Source organism: Streptomyces scabichelini (genome assembly GCF_011045015.1).
GTDB classification, from domain to species: domain Bacteria; phylum Actinomycetota; class Actinomycetes; order Streptomycetales; family Streptomycetaceae; genus Streptomyces; species Streptomyces scabichelini.
The window spans coordinates 1-23,028 of record NZ_JAAKZY010000167.1 but is presented as its reverse complement, the minus strand read 5'-3'; the positions used below and the strand labels follow the sequence as shown (position 1 = coordinate 23,028).

Here is a 23,028-nt window from a genome sequence, read left to right as displayed (position 1 = left end):
CGGGGGGCTGCGTGGAGGTCGCTGCTTCCGGGGAGGCCGCCGGGGTCACGGTCGGCGTGGCCGGCGGCTTGGGCGTCGACTTCGGCTGTGGTTTCGGCTTCGGCTTCGGGGCGAGTACCTCGGGCGGAAGGAGTCCGGGGATGCGCACCGAGGACTGCTGGACGGCGCCGGGAACACCTCGCACCGTGCCGTCGGGATTGAGGAATGCGGGGTCGCCGCCGGGCACCATGCCCAGCTCGCGGGCGCGTCGCTGGAGGGCGTCGGGGGCCGAGTAGGCGTCCACGTCCCGCTGGAGCGCCTGCTCCTCGTCGGTGAGGCTCTTCGTGTCGTCCTGGAGGTCGTCGAGCTTGAACGCCCCTTCACTCAGAGCGGAGTTCAGCACCAGCAGCCCGATGAGGCCGCCGCCCAGGAGGAGCACGACGAGCAGGACGAAGGGCGTACGGGCGGCCTGTCCGGAACCGGACGGGATGAGCCGGGCGAGCCGGGCGGCCCTCCCCCTCAGTTCGGGTTTCCTACTCACTCGCCCTCCCCTTCTTGTGCCTCACGCCCCTCATTCCATGGACTCCCGGATGCGCTGTGCCCCGCGCAGTCGCGCCGGCGCGGCCCGCCGGTTCTCCGCGACCTCTTCCTCCGTGGGGAGCTCGGCACCGCGCGTCAGCAGCTTGAGCCGGGGCTGGTAGCGCTCGGGCACGACCGGCAGGCCGGGCGGCGCGGTGGTTGCGGCACCGGCCGCGAACACGTGCTTGACCAGCCGGTCCTCGAGCGAGTGGTACGACAGGACGGCGATCCGGCCGCCGACGGCGAGCGCCTCCACGGCCGCGGGAATCGCCCTCTCCAGGACGGTGAGTTCGCCGTTGACCTCGATACGCAGCGCCTGGAAGGTGCGCTTGGCGGGGTTGCCCCCGGTGCGCTTGGCGGCCTGCGGCAGCGCGTCGCGGATCAGCTCGACGAGACGCGCGCTGTTGCTGAAGGGCTCCTTCTCGCGCTCGCGCGCGATCGCGGACACGATCCGCTTGGCCTGCTTCTCCTCGCCGTACAGCCTCAGGATCCGGACGAGTTCGCCCGGCGGGTACGTGTTGAGCACCTCGGCCGCGCTGATGCCGGTCGTCTGGTCCATGCGCATGTCGAGCGGGGCGTCCTGGGCGTACGCGAAGCCGCGGTCCGCCTCGTCGAGTTGCATGGAGGAGACGCCGAGGTCGAACAGGACGCCCTGGACGCGCGGGAGGCCGAGGCGGTCGAGTACGTCGGGGAGCTCGTCGTAGACCGCGTGCACGAGGGTGGCCCGGTCGCCGAAGGGCGCGAGCCGCTCTCCGGAGAGGCGCAGCGCCTCCTTGTCGCGGTCCAGGGCGACGAGGCGGGCTTCGGGGAAGCGGGTGAGCAGCGCCTCGCTGTGGCCGCCGAGCCCGAGGGTGCAGTCGACGACGACCGCTCCGGGCTCCTCCAGCGCCGGGGCCAGCAGGTCCAGGCACCGCTGGAGCATCACCGGGACATGTCGGCTCTGTCCCTCGTGTCGCCCGCCACCACCCCTGTTCGAATGCGCTTCGCGCCCCATGTGATCCGGGCCCTCTCAAGTCCGACGCGGCGTACGCACCGCCGGGTCCCCGACCGACCGGGAGCGGGAGGAGGCCGAGCCGTACGTACGCGCCGCGCACGCGGGGAGATTCCGGCACGTCGCCGGGTCCTCCGGGGGACAACAGTCCAGTTGGGAGAGTCTCGCCTCCCAGTTCGCGCCACTTTAGTCCACGGTGTCTCGCGGTCAATCAACCGGCCTGCGCGTCGCGGGCCCCGCCTCCGTCGAAGCGGCACCGCGGAGAGAATCATCCTTACGGGCGTCGCGGAGTCACTCTTGTGGGTTAGCTCACAACAACGCTTGTTGATGTTCTTTGTCCACCTCTCACAGCAGGCCTGTACCCACTGTGACCATTACCGTCATGGGTATGACGACTTCCGCATCCGTTCCCACCGAGCCCGAAGGCGCCATATCCGGCGGCGGCACCGTCACCGACCGCCTCGTCGACGCCAACGAGCGGTACGCCGCCGCGTTCAGCGACCCGGGCATGGATGCCCGCCCGGTGCTCCAGGTCGCGGTCGTGGCCTGCATGGACGCCCGTCTCGACCTGCACGACGCGCTCGGCCTTGAGCTGGGCGACTGCCACACCATCCGCAACGCGGGCGGAGTCGTCACCGACGACGTGATTCGTTCCCTCACCATCAGCCAGCGGGCGCTCGGCACCCGCAGCGTCGTACTCATCCATCACACCGGCTGCGGCCTGGAATCCCTCACCGAGGACTTCCGGCACGACCTGGAGATGGAGGTCGGACAGCGTCCCGCCTGGGCGGTGGAGGCCTTCCGGGACGTCGAACAGGACGTGCGGCAGTCCATGCAGCGGGTGCGCACTTCTCCGTTCCTTCTTCACACCGACGACGTACGTGGTTTCGTGTTCGATGTGAAAACGGGACTGCTGCGTGAGATAGACCCCACCTGACCCCACCCATAGGGCGTAAGACCCGACATATCACAGCCAGTTGTCCACAGGCGAGTGACACGAACCGGTAACGGCAACAAGAATGCGGGTGTGGCGTCGCGCGGAACTTTTCACGCGTGGTGTCCGTGTTCGAGGTGGGCCGGTCCGCATCACGGAGCGTCGGCCCGGAGAAAGAACGGGCCGAGGAGGGCCGGGTGACGACCTATGACGATCGAGCGAGCCTTACAGATCTGACCACCACTGTGGAGCGAGTCCGCAATTCGGTGGAGGGAGTGATCGAGGGCAAGCCTGAGGTCGTACGGCTTTCGCTGACCGTACTGCTCGCCGAGGGGCATCTTCTGATCGAAGATGTCCCCGGCGTCGGCAAGACCATGCTCGCCAAGGCACTGGCGCGGTCCATCGACTGCTCAGTGCGCCGTATTCAGTTCACGCCAGACCTGCTGCCCTCGGACATCACCGGGGTGTCCATCTGGGATCAGCAGCACAGTGAGTTCGAGTTCAAGCCGGGCGCGATCTTCGCGCAGATCGTGATCGGCGACGAGATCAACCGCGCGTCTCCCAAGACACAGTCCGCGCTCCTGGAGTCCATGGAGGAGCGCCAGGTCACCATCGACGGGCAGACCTACGAACTGCCCAGCCCCTTCATGGTGGTGGCCACCCAGAACCCGGTCGAGATGGAGGGCACGTATCCGCTGCCGGAGGCGCAGCGCGACCGTTTCATGGCCCGTGTCTCCATCGGCTATCCCAGTGCGGAGGCCGAGCTGGAGATGCTGGACATCCACGGCGGTGTCTCTCCGCTGGACGACCTCCAGCCGGTGGCGCACGCGCACGAAGTCGTCAAGCTCATAGACGCGGTCCGCACGGTCCACGTCGCCGACCCGGTGCGGCGCTACGCGGTGGACCTGGTCGCCGCCACGCGCACCCACCCCGACCTGAGACTGGGCGCCTCACCGCGCGCGACACTGCATCTGCTGCGTGCGGCGAAGGCGTCCGCGGCGCTCAGCGGCCGTGACTACGCGCTGCCGGACGACATCCAGGCGCTCGCCGTGGCGGTCCTCGCCCACCGCCTGCTGCCGACGGCGCAGGCCCAGCTGAACCGGCGTACGGCCGAGCAGGTCGTCCTGGAGATCCTGCAGCGCACACCGGTGCCCGCGGCGCCTCCGTCACAGAACGGTCTGACGGTGGGCCGGGCGGCTCCGGACTTCGGCCAGCAGCCGCGCCGGAGGCTGTGATGACCACGGGGGGTATGCCGGCGGCGCAGGCCGAGGAGGACAAGGGCGGCCTGCGTACGGCACTCGCCGGGCTCACCACGCGCGGGCGGTCCTTCCTGGCGGCGGGCGTGGCGGCCGCGGTGTGCGCGTACGTCCTGGGGCAGAGCGATCTGCTCCGGGTCGGGCTGCTGCTGGCCGTGCTGCCGCTGGTCTGCGCGGCCGTGCTGTACCGCACGCGCTATCGGGTCGCGGGCAGCCGCCGGCTCTCGCCCGGGCGCGTGCCCGCGGGATCCGAGGCCCGGGTCCATCTGCGGATGGACAACGTCTCACGGCTGCCCACGGGGCTGCTGATGCTCCAGGACCGGGTGCCGTACGTGCTGGGGCCGCGGCCCCGGTTCGTACTGGACCGGATGGAGGCGGGCGGCCGGCGCGAGGTGTCGTACCGCGTGCGCTCGGACCTGCGGGGCCGCTATCCGCTGGGCCCGCTCCAGCTGCGGCTCAGCGACCCGTTCGGGATGTGCGAGCTGACCCGTTCCTTCTCGACGTACGACACCCTGACGGTCATCCCGCGCGTGGAGCCGCTGCCACCGGTGCGGCTGACCGGCGAGGCCAAGGGGTACGGCGAGGGGCGGCTGCGCTCGCTGGCACTGGCCGGCGAGGACGACGTGATCCCGCGCGGGTACCGCTACGGCGACGATCTGCGCCGGGTGCACTGGCGCTCGACCGCACGCTACGGCGAGTTGATGGTGCGCCGCGAGGAGCAGCCGCAGCGGGCCCGCTGCACGGTGCTCCTCGACACCCGGGGCATCGCCTTCGAGGGCGCGGGCCCGGACTCGGCCTTCGAGTGGGCGGTTTCGGGCGCGGCATCCACGCTGGTGCACATGCTCGAACGGGGCTTTTCGGTCCGGCTGTTGACGGACACCGGCAATTCCGTGCCCGGTGAGGGGGCGGACGGGTTCGCGGGCGCCAACCAGGAGTCGGCGGACGCGGCGGGGCTGATGATGGACACCCTGGCGGTGATCGACCACTCCGACGGTACGGGCCTGTCACGGGCGTACGACGTGCTGCGCGGCGGGAACGAAGGGCTTCTGGTGGCTTTTCTCGGCGACCTCGACGAGGAGCAGGCGACGGTGCTCGCCAAGATGCGGCAGCGCAGCGGCGGTGCGGTCGCCTTTCTGCTGGACAGTGAGGCCTGGGTGCACGGTGAGAGCGACGAGGGGAGCGAGGACCGGCTTCGGATGCTGCGGGAGGCGGGCTGGACCGCCGTGAGCGTGCCGCCGGGCGCGGGCCTCGCCGACCATTGGCGGGAAGCGGACCAGCAGCGCAATCAGGTCGCGTCGGCGGGAAGCACAGCAGGCGGTGGCACATGAGCGGGCGCGCGCGACTGGCGCTGTGCGCCGCGGCGGCGACGCTGATGGCGGCGTCCGCGCTGCTGCCGCTGGTCACTCCGGCGACCTGGTTCCTGCAGGCGGGGTTCCTGCTCGCGGTGCAGACCGGTGTGGGCGCGGCGACCCGGCGGGTGCCACTGGCCCGGCCGCTGACGATCGCGGTGCAGGCCCTGGTGACGCTGATGCTGCTGACGCTGGTGTTCGCCCGTGAGCAGGCCATCGCCGGGATCATCCCCGGTCCGGACGTTTTCCAGCACTTCGGAGTGCTGCTGCAGACGGGCGCGGACGACGTCGGTCGGTACGCGATCCCGGCGCCGCTGTCCGAGGGCATCCGGCTGATGATGGTCGGCGGTGTCCTGGTGATCGGGCTCGCGGTGGACGCGCTCGCGGTGACGCTCCGCAGCGCGGCCCCGGCCGGACTGCCGCTGCTCGCGCTGTACTCGGTCGCCGCCGGGCTCTCGGACGGCGGCGCCGGATGGCTGTGGTTCCTGCTGGCGGCCGCCGGTTATCTGGTCCTGCTGCTGGCCGAGGGCCGCGACCGGCTCTCGCAGTGGGGCCGGGTCTTCGGCGGCGCGCCCCGCACACCGGGCCCCGACTCGTCGCCGGGCGCGGTCGCGCCGGTCCGCACGGGGCGGCGCATCGGTGCCGTCGCGCTCGGCATCGCCCTGGTGGTGCCGCTCGGCCTGCCCTCCCTCGACGGTGGCCTGCTGGACGGCACGGGGACGGGTGTCGGCTCGGGTTCCGGAGGCGGCGGCACGATCTCCGCGGTGAATCCGCTGGTCTCGCTCCGCGACAGCCTGAACGTGGACGAGGACCGCCAGGTCATGTCGTACAACACCAACTCCGAGGAAACGCAGGACCTCTATCTGCGAATCGTCTCGCTCGACGAGTTCGACGGCACGGCGTGGAAGCCGTCCAAGCGCAACATCGAAGATGTGCCGGACAGCTTCCCGACGCCGCCCGGTCTCGGCGACGACATCCGGCGCACCGAGATCGAGACGAGGATCTCGGCGGCGGACTGGTACGCGCAGGACTGGCTGCCCATGCCCTACCCCGCCAGCCAGGTGGGGATCAGCGGCAAGTGGCGGTACGAGCCCGTGGGGCGCACGCTCGTCGGCGACCACGGCCAGACCACGCGCGGGCAGGACTACACGGTCAAGAGCCTGATCGTGCAGCCGACCGCCGAGCAGCTGGCCGACGCGCCGGAACCGCCCGGGTGGCTGCGGCGCGAGTTCACCGATGTGCCGGAATCGCTGCCTTCGGTGGTGTACGACACGGCACGGCAGGTCACGGCGGGCGCGAGCAACAACTACGAGCGCGCGGTGAAGCTCCAGGACTGGTTCGCCCTGGAGGGCGGCTTCGTGTACGACACGGAGGTGCAGGTCGGCAGTGGCACCCAGGCGATCGAGCGCTTCCTGAGGGACAAGGAGGGCTTCTGCGTCCACTTCTCCTTCGCGATGGCCTCGATGGCCCGAACGCTGGGCATACCGGCCCGCGTCGCGGTCGGCTTCACACCCGGCTCGCCCCAGGCGGACGGCACGATGTCCGTGGGCCTGCGGGACGCGCACGCGTGGCCCGAGCTGTACTTCGAGGGCGTGGGCTGGACCCGCTTCGAGCCGACGCCGAACCGCGGCACGGTTCCGGAGTACACCCGCACGACCACGCCGGGCACCACGGTCCCCGAACCGGGCTCTTCGCCGGAGGCCGCGCCGCGGCCTTCCTCGGCCGCCCCGTCGGCCAGCGAGAGCTGCACGGCGGAGCAGAAGAGGCTGCAGGAGCCCTGCGGCAGCGAGTCTCCCGAGGCCGCGATCGCGGCGACGGACGACGATTCGCCGTTGCCCGAGATCCTGCTGCTGGCCCTGGCCGGTCTCGTCGTGCTCGCCATACCGCTGCTGCCGATGCTATGGCGGGTGAGAGTACGGGCCGTGCGGCTCGGCACGCACGGACGCACCGAGGCGGACGCGGCGGCTCACACGCTCGCGGCGTGGCATGAAGTGACCGATACGGCATGGGACTTCGGCATCGCGCCGGACGAGTCACAGACTCCACGCAAGGCGGCGGCCCGGATTGTCCGGATCGGGCACCTCGATCCGGCGGCCACGGCTTCCGTGCACCGGATCGCGGACGCTGTGGAGCAGGTCCTGTACGCACCGCGGCCCCGTCCGACGCCGGGTCTGGCCGACGACGTGCGCCGGATGACCGCGGGGCTGCGCGCCACGGTCAGCCGCGGCACCCGCCTGCGGGCACTCCTGGTACCCCGCTCGGCTGTCCGGGTGGTGTGGGAGGTCTCGGAGGCCTGGGCGTCGCTCAAGTCCCGGGCGGCGGCTCGCTGGGCGACGCTGCCCCGACGGCCTTCGGGGCAGAACAGCGGCTGAGGGAACGGATCGAGGGAGCCTTGGCTCTGCTCTGAGGGGAGCCTTGGCTCGGCTTTCGAGTCAAGGCTCCATCTTGAAGGCTCCCGAAGGGGCGCCTGCCCGGTCGGGTGGGCGCCCTCACTCATGTCAGCTCACGTCGGCCATGTCGGCGCGGTGCGGTCCCGTGGCATACGCCGCCCGGGCGCGAGGCCGTACCCCCGCCCCCGCCCCTGAGCGGGCCCGGCCCCCTCAGCGCGGCCGTGGTCGCGGGTGGCGGTGGTCACCGGTAGCGGTGTTCGCCGGTGGCCGTGGTCGCCGGGGCGGTGCACGCGGGCATGCCGAAGGGGCGGCCACCGGTGGGTGGTCACCCCTTACGCGCTGTGTCGGCTCTGTGCCCGGGGGCTAATGGCCTTGTTCGTCGCGGCGCCGCTGCCAGCGCTCTTCGATGCGGTCCATCATGGAGCGCCGCTGCCGGCCCTGCCGGCGGGCGTGTGGAGCGCCCGGCGCACCTGTAGCACCCGCGGCGGGCTGCTCGCCCGGCTTGGGAGCTTTGCGCCAACCGGTAACGGCGAGCACCGCGCAGCCCAGCATGACGAGGAATCCCACCACGCTGACCCAAATCTGCTTCGCGACCATTCCGGCCATGAGGAGCGCGATACCAACCAGGAAGCCAAAGACCGCCTGGTATACCCGTCGCCGGGTGTACGTACGCAGCCCGCTTCCCTCAAGCGCTGTCGCGAACTTGGGATCTTCGGCGTACAGCGCTCGCTCCATCTGCTCGAGCATTCGCTGCTCGTGCTCCGAGAGCGGCACGGAGTCCTCCTCATCGTGCAGTCGCCGGGGCGACCGGGGGTCCCCTTCAGGATAGGCAGGGAATCGCCCCCGTGAAACCCGCCCCTCTACGCCAATTAGCCAACCGGATCCCGCCATGGCACCCCGGTTCACTGAAGCGTGCATTCCCCAGCGACCGGCCCGTCATGCCGGACGGTCTCCCTCGATCATACGGCTACGGGCGCCCGTTCGGGGGGCCTGTGGCGTACTCCATCTGCCGCCGAGCCCCTGATCAGCGGGTGCACCGCAGGAGGCGGCTCAGGCCTCGGCGGCTTCTCGGGTCTCACCGAGCACATGGAGCTGGGTCGCCACGGAGTGGAAAGCGGCCAGCTCGGCGGCTGCGGCCTCCAGCTTGAGCAGGGCGTCCAGGGCTCCCGGCTCGGTGTCCACGAGGACTCCGGGGACCAGGTCCGCGAAGACCCGTACGCCGTGCACGGCGCCCACGCGCAGCCCGGCACCCTCGACCAGAGCGGTGAGCTGTTCGGCGGTGAAGCGCCGGGGTACGGGATCACCCTCGCCCCAGCGGCCGTCCGGGTCACTGAGGGCCTGTCGGGCCTCCGTGAAGTGCCCGGCGAGGGCGCGCGCGAGCACCGCGCCTCCCAGGCCCGCGGCGAGCAGGCTGAGGACGCCCTCGGGACGCAGCGCGGCCACGGCGTTGGCGACGCCCTCGGCCGGGTCGTCCACGTACTCGAGCACGCCGTGGCACAGCACCGCGTCGTAGCCGCCGCGCTCGACGACGTCGAAGAGACCGTGGGCGTCGCCCTGGACACCCCGCACACGGTCGGCGACGCCGGCCTCGGCGGCCCGGCGCTCCAGCGCGAACAGCGCGTTCGGACTGGGATCCACCACCGTGACCCGGTGGCCCAGGCGGGCGACGGGCACCGCGAACTTGCCGCTGCCGCCTCCCGTGTCGAGCACGTCGAGCGACTCCCGTCCCGTGGCCTTGACCCGGCTGTCGAGGGCGTCCTTCAGGACGTCCCAGACCACGGCGGTACGGAGAGAAGCGCGGGGGCCGGAGGGGTCCGAGCGCAGCGGCGTCGTTTGAGGGTGCTGGTGGGAGACGGGCGGGCGCATCGGGTCCGACACGGCAGTTGACTCCTCGGCGCGGCACCGCCTCGGCTAGGGCGGAGCGATAGGGATTTCTTCCCCGGACCTGTACGACCCCGGGAAGGTGTATACGTTCCCAACCCTATTGCCTTCGGCCCTGTGGCAGACCCTCCGTCTGTGTCGTTCATCCCGCATCCGGTACCTCCGGTACGTCTGGTTCTTCCTGGTCTCCGTCCTGCCGCGGCTGGGGCAGCACGGGCTGCAGGACGAGCATGCGCTCGACGAGGCGCAGGAACATCGCCACGTCGCGCAGCAGGTCGTCGGCGTCGCGGCTGCTGGCCGCGCCCTGTATGCCTGCCTCCGCGCGGGCACGGCGGCGGGCGCCGGAGGCGAACAGCGCGCTCCACTCGGTGAGTTCGGGCGCGATCTCGGGGAGCACTTCCCAGGCGCTCCGGATCTTTGCCCGGCGCCTGGGGGTGGCCTCCGGGCGGCCCCGGGCGGCGAGCACGGCGGCCGCGGTGCGCAGGGCCGCGAGGTGGGCCGTCGCGTAGCGCTCGTTGGGCGTTTCCAGCAGGGCCGCCTCGTCGAGTCCGGCGCGGGCCTGGGCGAGCAGGTCGAGCGCGGCGGGCGGGGCCGTGGCCCGGCGGAGTACGGGATGCACGTCGCTCGCCGGGCCGGTCAGTGAGGGGGCAGGGCCGGTGGCGCGGCGCCGGCGGGCGGCGGCTGCGTGGTAGGCGGCCATGACGAACCTCCTGTCGTCTGTGTGACGGCATCGCCACGTCAGGTGGTGCCGTATGTGCCCATCGTGAGGTATGGCACTGACAATCCGTTCTGACCTGGGCTTTTGCTTCGATCGAGCGTTCGGAGTAGCTTTTGCACTGACCAGTCAGTTCAAAAGCTCGCGGGTTGGGGGAAGGTGTGGACGGACCGGGTGGTCTCGGCGTCACGGCTGAGGACTTCGGGCTCAGGGGCCCTCGCGGCTGGGCGTTCCGCGGGGTGGGCCTCGACGCGGAGCCCGGGTCGCTGATCGCGATCGAGGGCCCGTCAGGTTCGGGTCGCACGTGTCTGCTGCTCGCGCTCACCGGGCGGATGAAGCCCACCGAAGGGCGTGCCGCGGTCGGACCGTTCGGGCTGCCGAAGCAGATGGCGGCCGTCCGCCGGATCAGCGCGCTCGCGCATGTGCCCGGGATCACAGACCTCGACCCCGCCCTGACCGTCGGGGAGCACCTGCGTGAACGGGTGCTGCTGCAGCGGCGGTTCGGCGGTCCGGTGCGTGGGCTGCTGAGGCCGCGGGTCGAGAGAGCGGCGGAGGCACGGGGGCGGGTCGACGCCGCGCTGAGCGCCGCCGGGCTGGACCGGGAGGCGCTGCCCAAGGGCTCCCGGACTGCCGTGCGCGACCTGGAGCGGGTGGAGTCGCTGCGGCTCTCCGTGGCCTTGGCCCTGATCGGCCGCCCGCGGCTCCTCGGCGTCGACGACACCGACCTGAAGCTCTCGGAGCCCGAACGGGCCGAGGTCTGGGCGCTGTTGCGTTCGCTCACCGAGGCGTGGACGACGGTGGTGGCGGTGTGCAGGGAAGCACCCGAGGACGCGGTCGTGGTGTCCACCGGGTCCGCCGACGAACCCTCCGACGAAGGCCCTGACCACGAGCCCTCCGACGAGGAACCCGACCACGAGCCTGCCGACGAGGAAGACAAGGAGGCGGCGGATGCGCTCGCCGAAGCTGGCCGCGCTTGAGCTCAGGCGCTTCGGCAGGGGGAAGCTCCCGCGCGCGGCACTGGCCTCGCTCCTGTTGCTGCCCCTGCTGTACGGCGCCCTGTACCTGTGGTCGTTCTGGGATCCGTACGGCCGCCTGGACCGCCTGCCCGTGGCCCTGGTGAACGACGACAAGGGGGCAAGGGCGGAGGGCGCGAAGATCGCGGCGGGCGACGACATCACCAAGGGCCTGCGCGACAGCGAGACCTTCGAGTGGCACGAGGTGAGCGCCGCCGAGGCGCGCAGGGGCGTCGAGAACGGCACGTACTACCTGTCGCTGACGATGCCCTCCGACTTCAGTGAGCGGATCGCCTCCAACTCGGGCGACTCCCCGGAGACGGGCGCCCTACAGGTGCGTACGAACGACGCGAACAACTACATCGTCGGGCAGATCTCCCGGACGGTGTTCAGCGAGGTGCGGGCTGCGGCGTCGACGAAGACCTCGCGGTCGTTCCTCGACAAGATCTTCATCTCGTTCTCGGACATCCACGGCGAGACCGTGAAGGCCGCCAAGGGGGCCGACCGGCTGAAGGGCGGGATCGGGAAGGCCGAGAAGGGCTCGAAGGATCTCGCCGACGGTCTGAGGGACGCCAAGGAGGGCAGCGGCAAGCTTTCCACGGGCCTGAAGAAGCTCAACAAGGGCGCGGGCGACCTGGAGAAGGGCTCACGGCAGGTGGCGGAGGGGACGCGGACGCTCGCGGACAAGGTCAACGGCGTCGCGGACAAGGTCGGCCCCTTCCTGAAGGACAACGAGAAGGAGATCGGCGACACGGCGCAGCTCGTCGCCGACTCCACGGCGGCCATCCGCCGCAACCTCGGCACGCTGGTGAAGACCGCCCCCACCGCCGCCAAGTCGGCCCACACAGCCTCCGACACGCTGAACGGCGTCTACAAGGCACGCTGCGAGACCGCGCCGCTGCCGGACGCCGCCTGCCCGCAGCTGAAGGAGGCCAGGGACGCGGCCGCGGACGTGGCGAAGGTCGCCGACGACGTCAACGCGCTGGTGGACGACCAGGACGGCGATCTGGACGCGCTGGACAAGCACCTGGCCACACTGCAGAAGCAGGCGCAGGCGCTGGCCGACCGCTCGCCGCACCTCTCCGAGGACCTCAACACCGCCGTCTCCAGGATCAACGAACTCAACACAGGGGCCGGCAAGGTCGCCAAGGGAGCGAAGACGCTGCACACGGGGCTCGGCACGGCCAAGACGGGCGCGGCGGACCTCGACACCGGCGTCGGCGACCTCAAGGCGGGTGCGATCGACCTCGAAGGAGGCATGTTCAAGCTCGTCGACGGCTCCGGGAAGCTCGCCGGCGGACTGCACGACGGCGCCGGCCAGATCCCCGACTACGACAAGAAGGACCGCGACCGGCGCACGGAGGTGATGGCGGATCCCGTGCGGCTCGCTTCGAAGGACCTGCACAAGGCGCCCAACTACGGCACCGGTTTCGCCCCGTACTTCATTCCGCTCTCCCTGTGGGTGGGCGCGATGGTGGCGTACATGGTGATCCAGCCGCTCAACCGGCGCGCGCTCGCGACAGGCGCCTCCGCCTGGCGCGTCGCGCTCGCGGGCTGGCTGCCGGTGGCCGCCCTGGGAGTGCTCCAGACGGTCACGCTGATGTCCGTGCTGCACTGGGGGCTCGGTCTTGAGATGGCGCGGGCCGCCGGGACGGTGGGGTTCCTCTGTCTGGTGACGGCGTGCTTCGCGGCGCTCGTGCAGTGGCTGAACGCGCGCTTCGGAGCGGCGGGCCGGATCCTCGTCCTCGCTTTCCTGATGCTGCAACTGACGTCGGCGGGCGGCACGTACCCCGTGCAGACCAGCCCGGCCTTCTTCAACGTGATCCACCCCTTCTTGCCGATGAGTTACGTCGTCGAGGCCCTGAGGAGGCTCATCACGGGCGGTGGCCTGGGCCCGGTCTGGCAGGCGTGCGTCGTCCTCACGGCGTTCACCGCGGGCGCCCTCGCGCTCACCGCGGTCTCCGCGCGGCGCAGGCAGGTGTGGACCCTCGACCGGCTGCACCCGGAGCTGAGCCTGTGACAATCGGGGCCATGGAAAGCAGCAGGGCCGTGGACAGCGGCAGCAGCCGGAGACAGCTGACCAGGCAGAAGCTCTACGAGGCGGCCGTGACGCTCATCGCGGAGCAGGGCTTCTCGGCCACGACCGTGGACGAGATCGCCGAGCGCGCCGGAGTCGCGAAGGGCACGGTCTACTACAACTTCGCGAGCAAATCCGTCCTCTTCGAAGAGCTGCTCCGGCACGGTGTGCGTCTCCTCACCGCCTCCCTCCGGGAGGCGGCCGAGAAGACCGCCCAGGACGGCGGCAGCAAGGTCGACGCGCTGGACGCGATGATCCGGGCGGGGCTCGTCTTTATCGACCGCTATCCGGCCTTCACGCAGCTGTACGTGGCGGAGCTGTGGCGTACCAACCGGGCCTGGCAGTCGACCCTGATGGTGGTCAGGCAGGAGGCTGTCGCGGTGGTCGAGGGCGTTCTGCGCGACGGCGTCGCGAACGGCGAGCTGAGCGAGGAGATCGACATTCCTCTGACGGCGGCGGCCCTGGTGGGCATGGTGCTGGTCGCGGCCCTGGACTGGCAGGCCTTCCAGCCCGAGCGCTCCCTGGACGACGTCCACGCGGCGCTGTCGCGGCTGCTTCAGGGCCGGGTGAGCGGCAGCCGCTGAAGCGCGGGCGGTTTCCGCCGAGACGCAAGCGAGCGCCGGTCCGAGGTGGCCGCGTCCCCCGCGGGCCACGCCGGACCGGCGCCCCTACTTGCCCCCGTACTCCCCCGTTGGTTTCCCCCGTTCGGTCTCCCCCGGGTCCCCCGTGCCTCGCTCCCGCCGACTTTCTCGGCGGAAGGAGCGGCCAAGGGCGCTGCACCGTTCCGCCGCCCCGTGTCGGCGGTGCCGGAGCCGCGCCCCTTTCCGTGTCTCCACTCTCCCGTTCGCGCAGGTCGGGGCCTATCCGCGCGCGTACTCAACTCACTCACTAAGTACGGATACTCAGTCGTGCGCACTCATCCTCAGAACGCACCGTTGCCGACTGGTTACTATCGCGTCCGCGCCCGTACTCCCCAGGCCGTGATCCGGGTGCGGAATCCGGGGGCCACCTGCGAGGCGGTCGTCGGCAGACCGCGGCGGCCGGATTGTCAGTGGCGGCCGATAAAGTCCCTGGCATGGCACGAATTGCGGTGATCGGCGCCGGGATGGGCGCGCTGGCGGCCGCCGCCCGGCTGGCCGTCGCGGGCCACCGGGTGGTGGTGTACGAGCGCGCGGCGACGTACGGCGGGGCGGTGGGCGTCCTCGAGCGCGACGGCTTCGTCTTCGACACAGGCCCGGGGCTGCTGCGGGTGCCCGCGGTCTACCGCGATCTGTTCGTCAAGACCGGCAAGGAGCCGCTCGAGAAGTGCGTCGACCTGGTCCAGGTGGACCCGGCCTCGCGCCACGTCTTCGCGGACGGCACGGAGGTCTCGCTGCCCAACGCCTCGCGCGCGGGAGTGGTCTCGGCACTGGGCACGGCCCTCGGGGCGGGCGCGGGCGAGCGGTGGGGCGAGCTCCTGGTGCGGGCGCGCGAGGCCTGGGACCGCACACGCCGACCGCTCCTCGAAGAGCCCCTGTGGCCCAACTGGCAGGTTCTCGCCGAGCGTGAGCCCTATCCGACGGTCAGGCAGCGGCGTCTGCTGCGGACCCGGACGGCGACGACGCTCGCGGAGGTCGGCGCCTGGGAGCTGGGCGACCCACGGCTCGCCGCCCTCCTGGAGAGCCACGCGCTCGCGTATGGCCTCGACCCGCGCGTCACTCCGGCCGCCGCGACCGTGCTGCCGTACATGGAGCACGCCTTCGGGACGTGGTATGTGCGCGGTGGGATGCGGGAGTTGGCGCGGGCGGTGTACGAACGCTGTCTGGCCCGGAGGGTCGACTTCCACTTCGATGCGGCCGTCGAGCGGATCGTCGAGAAGGACGGCCGCGCGACGGGCGTGGAGCTGGCCGACGGCACCGTCGCGGACGCGGACTTCGTGGTCGCGGGAGTCGCGCCCGGAGTGCTGGACCGGCTGACCTCAGGGACCGCGATACGCGGCGGTGGCGAGGTGCCGCCGCAGCGGGGCCTGCCGAGCCGGCTGACGGTTCATCTGGCGCTGCGCGGCGGGCGGCCGGACGGGGTAGCGCATCGGACGGTGGTGCACGCGGCCGATCGCGAGAGGGAGTTGCACCGGCTGTTCGGCGAGCGACCGGGGCGTACGGCTTCCACCGGCCCCGGATTCCCCGCCTCGCCCACCGTGACCGTGCTGCGCCCCGGCGATCCCGCGCTGGTGCCGGACGACGACCACGAGGCGGTCACGCTGAGCGTCACGGTGCCGCCTGGCCTGGAGCCGGCCGAGGACGACGTGCAGGGCGTTCTCAGCGCCGCCGAGCGCGCGATACCCGGCCTCCGCGACCGCCTCCTCTGGCACGAGGTCCGTACGCCGGCGGACATCGCGGAGGCGACGGGCACGGACGGCGGCGCGGTTCCGGCCCCGGCGCTGGCCGCCGCGGGCGGACGTCTGCTGCACCCGTCCAACAGCACCCGTCTGCCGGGCCTGTTCACGGTCGGCGGCTGGGCGCACCCCGGCGGCGGACTGCCGCACGCGGGTATGTCGGGCGCGCTCGTCGCGGGACTGATCGTGGAGGGACCGGACTTCCAGGGCTCGCGATAAGGCCCGGCGGGCCCACATGCCATGGGGCCCGGCGGGCCCACAGGCAAAAGGCTCGGCGGGCCCAAAGGATCCTGCGGCTGTCAGAACCGGTACTGCTCGTCGTACCCGCTGCCGTTCCCGTTGCCCTCGTACGGATACTGCTGCTCCGGCGGCAGTTCGCCGCCGTACGGGTCGTCGTTGGTGCGCTGCTGCGGGACCCAGACGCCGCCGGGCGGGGTGGTCGTCTCGCCGTAGCCGCCGGTGCCGTACTGGTCCTGGGCGTAGCCCTGCTGTGTGTACTGCTGCTGCGAGGCGTCGTAGGACGGGTCGTACGAGGCGCCCCCGTACGTCTGCGTGCCGAGGTACGGGTCGGCGTAGGCGGCGTACTGCTGGCCGTTGTCGTAGCCGTACTGCTGCTGGTCGTAGCCGGAGTAGCCGTCGTAGCCGTAGTTCTGGCCGCTGAAGTCCTGGGACTGGGCGGACGCCGCGTAGGCCGGGTCGGTGGCCGCGGCGTAGGCGGTGTCGCTGTAGACGCCGTAGTTGCCGGTGTCGTCGGGCAGCGGCTGCGGCTCGTAGACGGCGGTGGACTCGGCCGCGGTCTCGGGGCGCTGCCCGAAGACGGATTCCTCACGCTCGTAGGGGTCGCCCTGTCCGAAGTTCCCCTGCGGATACATTCCGTTGTCCGCCGCCTGGAGGTCGGAGACCTCGAGCGTGGGGTCCTGGCGGTCCGGCTCGCCGCGGCGGCGCTTGCTTGCGCCCGGGCGGCCGGCGACGGCCCAGCCGGCCGCGAAGCCGCGGCGGAACGACAGCGTGACGTAGGTCTGGCCGACGGCGAAGGCGGCCGCGCCGAGGCCGATGACCGGCACGGAGGGAATCAGCACACCGAGCACCACGCCGAGGAAGCCCGCGAAGGCCAGCAGCCGCCAGCGCAGCCGTGCCTTGTACTGCAGCAGCACCTCGCCGAGCAGCCACAGCGCGACGATGCCGAACGCGATGTAGAGGACCGTCCAGCCCATGTACGCCCCTCTCCCAGTGGCCGCTACGCAGTGTGTCGTACGACGATGCGTCCGGTCTAGGCCTGCTGTGGGTGGTGCAGTCCCAGATTCTCGTAGATTTCCAGCGTCGCGGTGGAGTTGTTCAGCGTGATGAAGTGCAGTCCGGGGACTCCCTCGGCCAGCAGCCTCGCGCAGAACTCCGTAGCGAACTCAATGCCAATGGAGCGTACAGCCGCAGGATCGTCTTTTGCTGTGAGGATCCGCTCTTTCAGCGCGTCAGGGAACGAGGCGTTGCTGAGCTTCGGGAGCCGCTCCAGCATCTTCACGCTGGTGACGGGCATGATCTCGGGAATGACCGGGGTCTCGCAGCCCGCCGCGTCGACTCGGTCACGCAGGCGCAGATACGACTCGGGGTGGAAGAACATCTGCGTGATCGCGTAGTCGGCGCCGGCGCGGCATTTGTCGACGAAATGCGCGACGTCCATGTCCCAGTTCGCGGACCGCGGGTGCATCTCGGGGAACGCCGCGACGCCCACGCAGAAGTCGCCCGACTCCTTGATGAGCCGGACGAGTTCGGCGGCGTAGGTCAGGCCCCGGGGATGCGGGATCCAGTCGCCCATGGGGTCGCCGGGCGGGTCGCCGCGCACGGCGAGCATGTTCCGGATGCCCGCGTCCGCGTACTGGCCGATGATGTTGCGCAGTTCCGCGATGGAGTGGTTGACCGCGGTGAGGTGGGCGACCGGGGTGAGCGTCGTGTCCGCGACGATCTGCTGGGTCTCCTTCACCGTGCCGGCGCGCGTGGAGCCGCCCGCGCCGTACGTCACCGACACGAAGTCGGGAGCGACGGCCTCGACCCGGCGGAGCGCGTTCCACAGGTTCCGCTCGCCTTTCGGGGTCTTCGGCGCCGAGAACTCGAACGAGTACGTCGTCTTGCCGGTCGCGAGCATGTCGCGCACGGTGCGTGCGCGGTCAGTCCTGGTGGAAGCAGATCCAAGGGCCATACCCGCAGGTTAGTCAGGGGCTGGCGGTCCCCCAACCAGAGAATGAAAATTGCCCGGTTTGTCGGCCAATTGTCCATGCCTCGGACAACTAACCGTGACGCAATCGTTTCGCGAACTCCTGAGCCGCCGCGCCCGGATCGTCGGCCTCCGTGATCGCCCGTACGACGACGACGCGGCGGGCGCCCGCTTCCAGCACCGCGTCGAGGTTGCCGAGGTCGATGCCGCCGATGGCGAACCAGGGGCGGTCGGTGCCGAGAGCGGCTGTGTACCGGACGAGATCCAGGCCGGGCGCGTGGCGGCCCGGCTTCGTGGGCGTCGGCCAGCAGGGGCCCGTACAGAAGTAGTCCACGCCGTCCTGGACCGCGGCGGCCGCCGCCTCCGGCTCGGCGTGCGTGGAGCGGCCGATCAGGATCTCGTCGCCGAGGATCGCGCGGGCGGCGGGAACGGGCAGGTCGCCCTGGCCCAGGTGCAGCACGTCGGCGGCTGCCGCGTGGGCGACATCGGCGCGGTCGTTCACCGCGAGCAGCCTGCCGTGCCGGGCGCAGGCGTCGGCGAACACCTGGAGGTGCTCCAGCTCCTCGGCCGCCTCCATGCCCTTGTCGCGCAGCTGCACGATGTCGACACCGCCTGCGAGGACCACGTCCAGGAACTCGGCGAGGTCGCCCTGGCGCTTGCGAGCGTCCGTGCAGAGATAGACCCGGGCGTCGGCGAGCCGCGCGCGTGCGGTGGCTTCGGGCATGCGGAAATCCCCCGTTGTCGGTGGCGTACGGGCCCTGCCGTTCAGGGCACGGCCCGTACGCCGGACGGTCTGTTCAGGTCAGACGGCGAGCGCCTGCGCTCGGCGCTTCACCTCCGTACCGCGATTCTCGCTGAGAGCCTGCGCGGGGGTGCCGGGCAGGCTCGCATCGGGGGTGAAGAGCCACTCCAGCATCTCTTCGTCTGTGAAGCCGTCGTCCCTCAGGAGCGTCAGGGTGCCGGACAGGCCCTTGACGACCTTGTCCCCGTCGATGAAGGCGGCGGGAACGTGCAGCGCGCGGTTCTCACCACGGCGTACGGCGATGAGCTGGCCTTCCTTGACCAGCTGCCGCACACGGGTCACCTCGACGCCGAGCTGTTCGGCGATGTCGGGGAGGGTGAGCCAGGCGGGGACGAGAGCATCGATTTTTGCGTCAATCTCGGTCACGGGACAAGCGTGCCATCCCGGACTGACAGTCGGAAGTCGTGGCCGCCCCGCCTGGGCCGTTCGCCGGACAACTCGGCGGTCACGCCTTCGCGGCTTTCAGGGGCCGGGACGGGTCAGACAGCAGCTCCGGATTCATCGGGACACCGGCCTCGATCAGCTTGCGCCCCTGCGCCAGGTCCCGCGGGCGCCCCACCGTGAGGACGGCGACCAGCCGGCCTTCCCGGAGCCAGCACACCGACCAGGCCGGGCCCGTCGGGTCGCCGCGCCAGACCGTGGCGTCCGCGCGCGCGTGGTGGCCCGCGTACTGGACGAAGCGGCCGAACTGCTCGGACCAGAAGTACGGGACGGGGTCGTACGCGACGGGTGTCTCGCCGATGATGTTCGCCGCGACCGTGCGGGGCCCCTGGAGGGCGTTGTCCCAGTGGTGGACCAGAAGGCGCTCGCCATACCTTCGCGAAGGGAAGGACGCGCAGTCGCCGACCGCGTACACGTCCGGGACGGAGGTGCGCAGGTGGTCGTCCGCGACCACCTCGTGACGGTCGCCGAGCTCGATCCCGGACCCGGTCAGCCAGGCCGTGGCGGGCCGCGCCCCGATGCCCACGACGACGGCCCCCGCGGGCAGCCGCGAGCCGTCGTCCAGCACCACCGCGCCGGGCTCGACGCGCTCCACGCGCGCGTGGGTGCGCAACAACGCACCGCTGTCCGCGTACCAGGCCGCCATGGGAGCGGCCACCTCGGCGGGCAGCGCGCCGACGAGCGGCCGGTCGGCGGCCTCGACGACGGTCACCGCGCACCCCACCTCGCGGGCCGCCGTGGCGAACTCGGCGCCGATCCAGCCCGCGCCGACGACCACGATGTCGTGCTGCCGGGCGAGCACGGGCCGCAGCCGCTCGGCATCGTCAAGGGTGCGCAGCAGATGCACTCCGGGTACGCCCTCCGCGCCCGGCAGCCGCATCGGTTCCGCGCCGGTGGCGACGACCAGGACGTCGTACGGAACGGGTCCCATGGCCGTGTCGAGCTGGTGATCGAGCGGGCGTACGCCGGTCACCTCGAGGCCCAGGCGCAGCTCGACGCCCAGTGCCTCGAAGTCGACGTCGAAGGCTGAGTCCTCCGCCTTGCCGAGCAGGACGGCCTTGGAGAGCGGCGGCCGGTCGTACGGCTGGTGCGGCTCCGCGCCGATCAGCGTCACGGTGCCGGTGAAGCCCTGTTCCCGCAGGGCGACGGCGGTCTGCACACCGGCCATGCCCGCGCCGGCGATCACGACGCTCCGTCGCACCGCCCGGCTCCGTTCCCGCGTCTGCTCACTCACCGGATCACCATAGACACTGACGTTTCGTCAGTCAGCGGGGGCGATCAGTGACGTGTTGCACAGCCGTCGGCGAACCGTCGCCCACCGCCGTCAGCAGTCGTCGGCGACCTGCTCCACCACGCTCGTCCCGCTGCCCGCCTGCGACTCCCACTCCCACGTCTCCTCCAGGCGCACGCGACCGTCGGCCGGCTCGACGACCCGGGTCACGCAGTGCCCCGAGGAGGTGGTGCCGTCCCGCTTCAGCTGCACGTACCGGAAGTCGAGGCGGTCGCCCTCACGGGTACCCACGAGGTGGCCGCGTACGACATCGCCGCCCGCGTACTCGGCCCAGATCTCGCCGTCCTTCTCGTGGTACGTGAAGCGGGTGCGCGTGCCCACCTGACCTGGGGCCTGGTCCGCGACCGGAGCGAGAACGAGGCCGTCGAGAGAGCGGGCCATGACAAAAGCTCCCTTACTGAGGCGCCGGACCAAGGGCTAGGGTGGCCAACGTAGAGCACTCACGGGAGCCCGGACGCACCGGGCTGAGAGGGAGGCTGTGGCGGCCTCCGACCGTACGAACCTGATCCGGGTCATGCCGGCGAAGGGAGGGGCTGGACGCCCATGTCGCGTACACCATCAGGAACGTCCGACGTCCTGGTCGTCGGGGGCGGAATCATCGGCCTGGTGACCGCCTGGCGGGCCGCACAACGCGGGTTCACCACCGCGCTCGTGGACCCCGAACCCGGCGGCGGAGCGGCCCAGGTGGCCGCCGGGATGCTGGCAGCCGTCACCGAGCTCCACTACGGCGAGCAGACCCTGCTCGGCCTGAATCTGGCGTCCGCCCGCCGCTATCCGGAGTTCGCCGCCGAGCTGACCGAGGCGACGGGCCAGGACCTCGGCTATCGCCAGTGCGGCACGCTCGCTGTCGCGCTCGACGCCGACGATCGCGCCCATCTGCGCGAACTCCACGCCCTACAGGCCCAGTCGGGCCTGGAGTCGGAGTGGCTGAGCGGGCGCGACTGCCGGCGACTGGAGCCGATGCTCGCGCCGGGCGTGCGCGGGGGGCTCAGGGCCGACGGCGACCACCAGATCGATCCCCGGCGGCTCGCCGGGGCGCTGGTCACGGCGTGCGAGCGGGCCGGGGTGGCCTTCCACCGGGTCTGGGCGGAGCGGCTCAGCGTCGCAGGTGACCGGGCCGCCGGAGTCGTCACCACCGACGGCACCGAACTGGCCGCGGACCAGGTCGTCCTCGCCGCGGGCAGCCTCAGCGGGCGGCTCGCGGGCGTCCCCGACGCCGTGCTGCCGCCCGTACGGCCGGTCAAGGGCCAGGTGCTGCGGCTGACCGTGCCGAAGCGGTACGCGCCGTTCCTGAGCCGCACCGTGCGTGCCGTCGTCCGCGGCAGCCATGTGTACCTGGTGCCGCGCGAAAGCGGTGAGCTCGTCGTCGGCGCGACCAGTGAGGAACTGGGCTGGGACACGACGGTGACCGCGGGCGGCGTGTACGAGCTGCTGCGTGACGCCCACGAGTTGGTCCCCGGGATCACCGAACTGCCGCTCACCGAGACCCGGGCGGGCCTGCGCCCCGGCTCCCCCGACAACGCGCCCCTGCTCGGCCCGACGGAACTGGACGGCCTGCTCCTGGCCACCGGTCACTACCGCAACGGCGTGCTGCTCACGCCCGTCACGGGCGACGCCATGGCGCACGTCCTGGCCACCGGTGAACTCCCGGAGGAGGCCCGCCCGTTCACCCCCAAACGCTTCAGCACGGCCCGCACGGAGCAGCCCGTATGAACGTCTTCGTCAACGGTGAGCGGCAGGAGATCGCCGCGGACACCGCACTCGACACGCTCGTCGCCAGCCTCACCACGGCGCCCTCCGGGGTCGCCGCCGCGCTCAACGAAACCGTCGTCCCGCGCGCGCAGTGGCCGAGCACATCCCTCTCCGAGGGAGACCGTGTCGAAGTCCTCACCGCCGTCCAAGGAGGCTGACCCATGGCCGACGACCCGTTCCTCATCGGCGGTACGTCCTTCACGTCCCGCCTCATCATGGGCACCGGCGGCGCGCCCAGCCTCGACGTCCTGGAGCGCTCGCTCGTCGCTTCCGGCACGGAGCTCACGACGGTCGCGATGCGGCGCGTAAACGCTTCCGTGCACGGTTCGGTCCTCTCCGTGCTCGACCGGCTCGGCATTCGCGTCCTGCCGAACACCGCGGGCTGCTACACCGCAGGGGAGGCCGTCCTGACGGCCCGCCTCGCGCGCGAAGCGCTCGGTACCGACCTGGTGAAACTGGAGGTCATCGCCGACGAGCGCACGTTGCTGCCGGATCCGATCGAGCTGCTCGACGCGGCCGAGACTCTCGTCGACGACGGGTTCACGGTGCTTCCGTACACGAATGACGATCCCGTTCTCGCGCGGAAGCTGGAGGACGTCGGCTGCGCCGCCATCATGCCGCTCGGTTCGCCCATCGGGTCCGGGCTCGGCATCCGCAATCCGCACAACTTCCAGCTGATCGTGGAGCACGCGCGTGTGCCGGTCATTCTGGACGCGGGGGCCGGTACGGCGTCCGATGCGGCCCTTGCCATGGAGCTGGGGTGTGCGGGTGTGATGCTGGCGTCCGCCGTGACCCGGGCGCAGGAGCCGGTGCTGATGGCCGAGGCCATGAAGCATGCGGTGGAGGCGGGGCGGTTGGCTCGGCTTGCTGGGCGTATCCCTCGGCGGCACTTCGCCGAGGCGTCGTCTCCTGCGGAGGGCTTGGCGCGGTTGGATCCGGAGCGGCCGGCCTTTTGAGTGCGGGTGGGTTGGTGGAGGGGTTTCTTTCCCCAAGCC

General features: G+C 71.4%; 22 protein-coding genes and 1 riboswitch. Of the genes, 11 read left to right on the top strand and 11 right to left on the bottom strand.

Going from position 1 to position 23,028, the window contains the following annotated elements:
- Together ftsL and rsmH are read right to left on the bottom strand one after the other, a co-directional pair.
- Positions 1-520 (bottom strand): cell division protein FtsL (gene ftsL, locus G5C60_RS36995; protein WP_338146038.1); only part of this gene is annotated, 520 nt, incomplete at its 3' end.
- Positions 521-550: 30 nt separating this feature from the next.
- Complete coding sequence (gene rsmH, locus G5C60_RS36990) at positions 551-1,552, bottom strand: 16S rRNA (cytosine(1402)-N(4))-methyltransferase RsmH (protein WP_165266107.1); 1,002 nt, start codon at positions 1,550-1,552, stop codon at positions 551-553.
- Between the two features lie 385 nt (positions 1,553-1,937).
- Here rsmH and G5C60_RS36985 point away from each other — a divergent pair, with 385 nt between their 5' ends.
- The 4 genes from G5C60_RS36985 to G5C60_RS36970 all read left to right on the top strand — a co-directional run bounded on the left by G5C60_RS36985 (position 1,938) and on the right by G5C60_RS36970 (position 7,460).
- Positions 1,938-2,486: a beta-class carbonic anhydrase gene (locus tag G5C60_RS36985; RefSeq protein ID WP_165266105.1), complete on the top strand. Its 549-nt coding sequence runs from the start codon at positions 1,938-1,940 to the stop codon at positions 2,484-2,486.
- A 194-nt stretch (positions 2,487-2,680) separates the two neighbouring features.
- Positions 2,681-3,718 carry an AAA family ATPase gene (locus tag G5C60_RS36980; RefSeq protein WP_165266103.1) on the top strand — a complete coding sequence of 346 codons (1,038 nt, stop codon included), beginning with the start codon at positions 2,681-2,683 and terminating at the stop codon, positions 3,716-3,718.
- Positions 3,718-5,067, top strand: coding sequence for a DUF58 domain-containing protein (locus G5C60_RS36975; protein ID WP_165266101.1), 1,350 nt, complete (start codon positions 3,718-3,720; stop codon positions 5,065-5,067). Before G5C60_RS36980 ends, G5C60_RS36975 begins: the two co-directional genes overlap by 1 nt.
- A complete protein-coding gene (locus G5C60_RS36970; RefSeq protein ID WP_165266099.1) occupies positions 5,064-7,460 on the top strand; it encodes a transglutaminase TgpA family protein in 2,397 nt (798 codons plus the stop codon). Before G5C60_RS36975 ends, G5C60_RS36970 begins: the two co-directional genes overlap by 4 nt.
- A gap of 381 nt (positions 7,461-7,841) precedes the next feature.
- On the opposite strand, the gene G5C60_RS36965 is transcribed toward G5C60_RS36970, so the two are convergent.
- From G5C60_RS36965 to G5C60_RS36955, 3 genes are all read right to left on the bottom strand, one after another.
- Positions 7,842-8,252, bottom strand: coding sequence for a DUF3040 domain-containing protein (locus tag G5C60_RS36965; protein ID WP_165266097.1), 411 nt, complete (start codon positions 8,250-8,252; stop codon positions 7,842-7,844).
- Positions 8,253-8,528: 276 nt separating this feature from the next.
- Positions 8,529-9,356, bottom strand: a complete 828-nt coding sequence (locus tag G5C60_RS36960) for a methyltransferase (RefSeq protein ID WP_165266095.1) — start codon at positions 9,354-9,356, stop codon at positions 8,529-8,531.
- Positions 9,357-9,501: 145 nt separating this feature from the next.
- Complete coding sequence (locus tag G5C60_RS36955; protein ID WP_165266093.1) at positions 9,502-10,059, bottom strand: SAV_6107 family HEPN domain-containing protein; 558 nt, start codon at positions 10,057-10,059, stop codon at positions 9,502-9,504.
- A gap of 176 nt (positions 10,060-10,235) precedes the next feature.
- Between G5C60_RS36955 and G5C60_RS36950 the strand changes: the two genes are divergently transcribed.
- The 4 genes from G5C60_RS36950 to G5C60_RS36935 all read left to right on the top strand — a co-directional run bounded on the left by G5C60_RS36950 (position 10,236) and on the right by G5C60_RS36935 (position 15,757).
- On the top strand, positions 10,236-11,051 hold the full coding sequence (locus tag G5C60_RS36950; protein WP_165266091.1) for an ATP-binding cassette domain-containing protein: 816 nt from the start codon (positions 10,236-10,238) through the stop codon (positions 11,049-11,051).
- Complete coding sequence (locus tag G5C60_RS36945) at positions 11,023-13,107, top strand: YhgE/Pip family protein (RefSeq protein WP_165266089.1); 2,085 nt, start codon at positions 11,023-11,025, stop codon at positions 13,105-13,107. The genes G5C60_RS36950 and G5C60_RS36945 overlap by 29 nt, the downstream gene beginning before the upstream one ends.
- Before the next feature lie 11 nt (positions 13,108-13,118).
- The gene (locus G5C60_RS36940; RefSeq protein ID WP_165266087.1) at positions 13,119-13,748 is read left to right on the top strand and encodes a TetR/AcrR family transcriptional regulator; all 630 of its coding nucleotides are present in this window, start codon (positions 13,119-13,121) and stop codon (positions 13,746-13,748) included.
- A gap of 491 nt (positions 13,749-14,239) precedes the next feature.
- Positions 14,240-15,757, top strand: a complete 1,518-nt coding sequence (locus tag G5C60_RS36935) for a phytoene desaturase family protein (protein WP_165266084.1) — start codon at positions 14,240-14,242, stop codon at positions 15,755-15,757.
- Between the two features lie 80 nt (positions 15,758-15,837).
- Here the strand turns inward: G5C60_RS36935 and G5C60_RS36930 are convergent, their stop codons facing one another.
- The 6 genes from G5C60_RS36930 to G5C60_RS36905 form a co-directional block, all read right to left on the bottom strand.
- A complete protein-coding gene (locus G5C60_RS36930) occupies positions 15,838-16,752 on the bottom strand; it encodes an SCO2102 family sporulation regulator (RefSeq protein WP_165266082.1) in 915 nt (304 codons plus the stop codon).
- 56 nt (positions 16,753-16,808) lie between these two features.
- Positions 16,809-17,732, bottom strand: a complete 924-nt coding sequence (metF, locus tag G5C60_RS36925; RefSeq protein WP_165266080.1) for a methylenetetrahydrofolate reductase [NAD(P)H] — start codon at positions 17,730-17,732, stop codon at positions 16,809-16,811.
- An 88-nt stretch (positions 17,733-17,820) separates the two neighbouring features.
- The gene (thiE, locus tag G5C60_RS36920; protein ID WP_165266078.1) at positions 17,821-18,471 is read right to left on the bottom strand and encodes a thiamine phosphate synthase; all 651 of its coding nucleotides are present in this window, start codon (positions 18,469-18,471) and stop codon (positions 17,821-17,823) included.
- A 78-nt stretch (positions 18,472-18,549) separates the two neighbouring features.
- Positions 18,550-18,915: an Rv2175c family DNA-binding protein gene (locus tag G5C60_RS36915; protein WP_165266076.1), complete on the bottom strand. Its 366-nt coding sequence runs from the start codon at positions 18,913-18,915 to the stop codon at positions 18,550-18,552.
- Between the two features lie 79 nt (positions 18,916-18,994).
- Complete coding sequence (locus G5C60_RS36910; RefSeq protein WP_165266074.1) at positions 18,995-20,224, bottom strand: FAD-dependent oxidoreductase; 1,230 nt, start codon at positions 20,222-20,224, stop codon at positions 18,995-18,997.
- 90 nt (positions 20,225-20,314) lie between these two features.
- Positions 20,315-20,662 carry an avidin-fold protein gene (locus tag G5C60_RS36905; protein ID WP_165266072.1) on the bottom strand — a complete coding sequence of 116 codons (348 nt, stop codon included), beginning with the start codon at positions 20,660-20,662 and terminating at the stop codon, positions 20,315-20,317.
- Positions 20,663-20,713: 51 nt separating this feature from the next.
- Positions 20,714-20,827, top strand: a riboswitch (TPP riboswitch).
- Between G5C60_RS36905 and thiO the strand changes: the two genes are divergently transcribed.
- From thiO to G5C60_RS36890, 3 genes are all read left to right on the top strand, one after another.
- A complete protein-coding gene (gene thiO, locus G5C60_RS36900; protein ID WP_165266070.1) occupies positions 20,825-21,994 on the top strand; it encodes a glycine oxidase ThiO in 1,170 nt (389 codons plus the stop codon). (Overlaps the previous riboswitch by 3 nt.)
- Positions 21,991-22,191, top strand: coding sequence for a sulfur carrier protein ThiS (thiS, locus tag G5C60_RS36895; RefSeq protein WP_165266068.1), 201 nt, complete (start codon positions 21,991-21,993; stop codon positions 22,189-22,191). Before thiO ends, thiS begins: the two co-directional genes overlap by 4 nt.
- 3 nt (positions 22,192-22,194) lie before the next feature.
- Entirely contained in the window at positions 22,195-22,989 is a 795-nt protein-coding gene (locus tag G5C60_RS36890; protein ID WP_165266066.1) for a thiazole synthase, read from the top strand.
- Positions 22,990-23,028 lie beyond the last annotated feature (39 nt).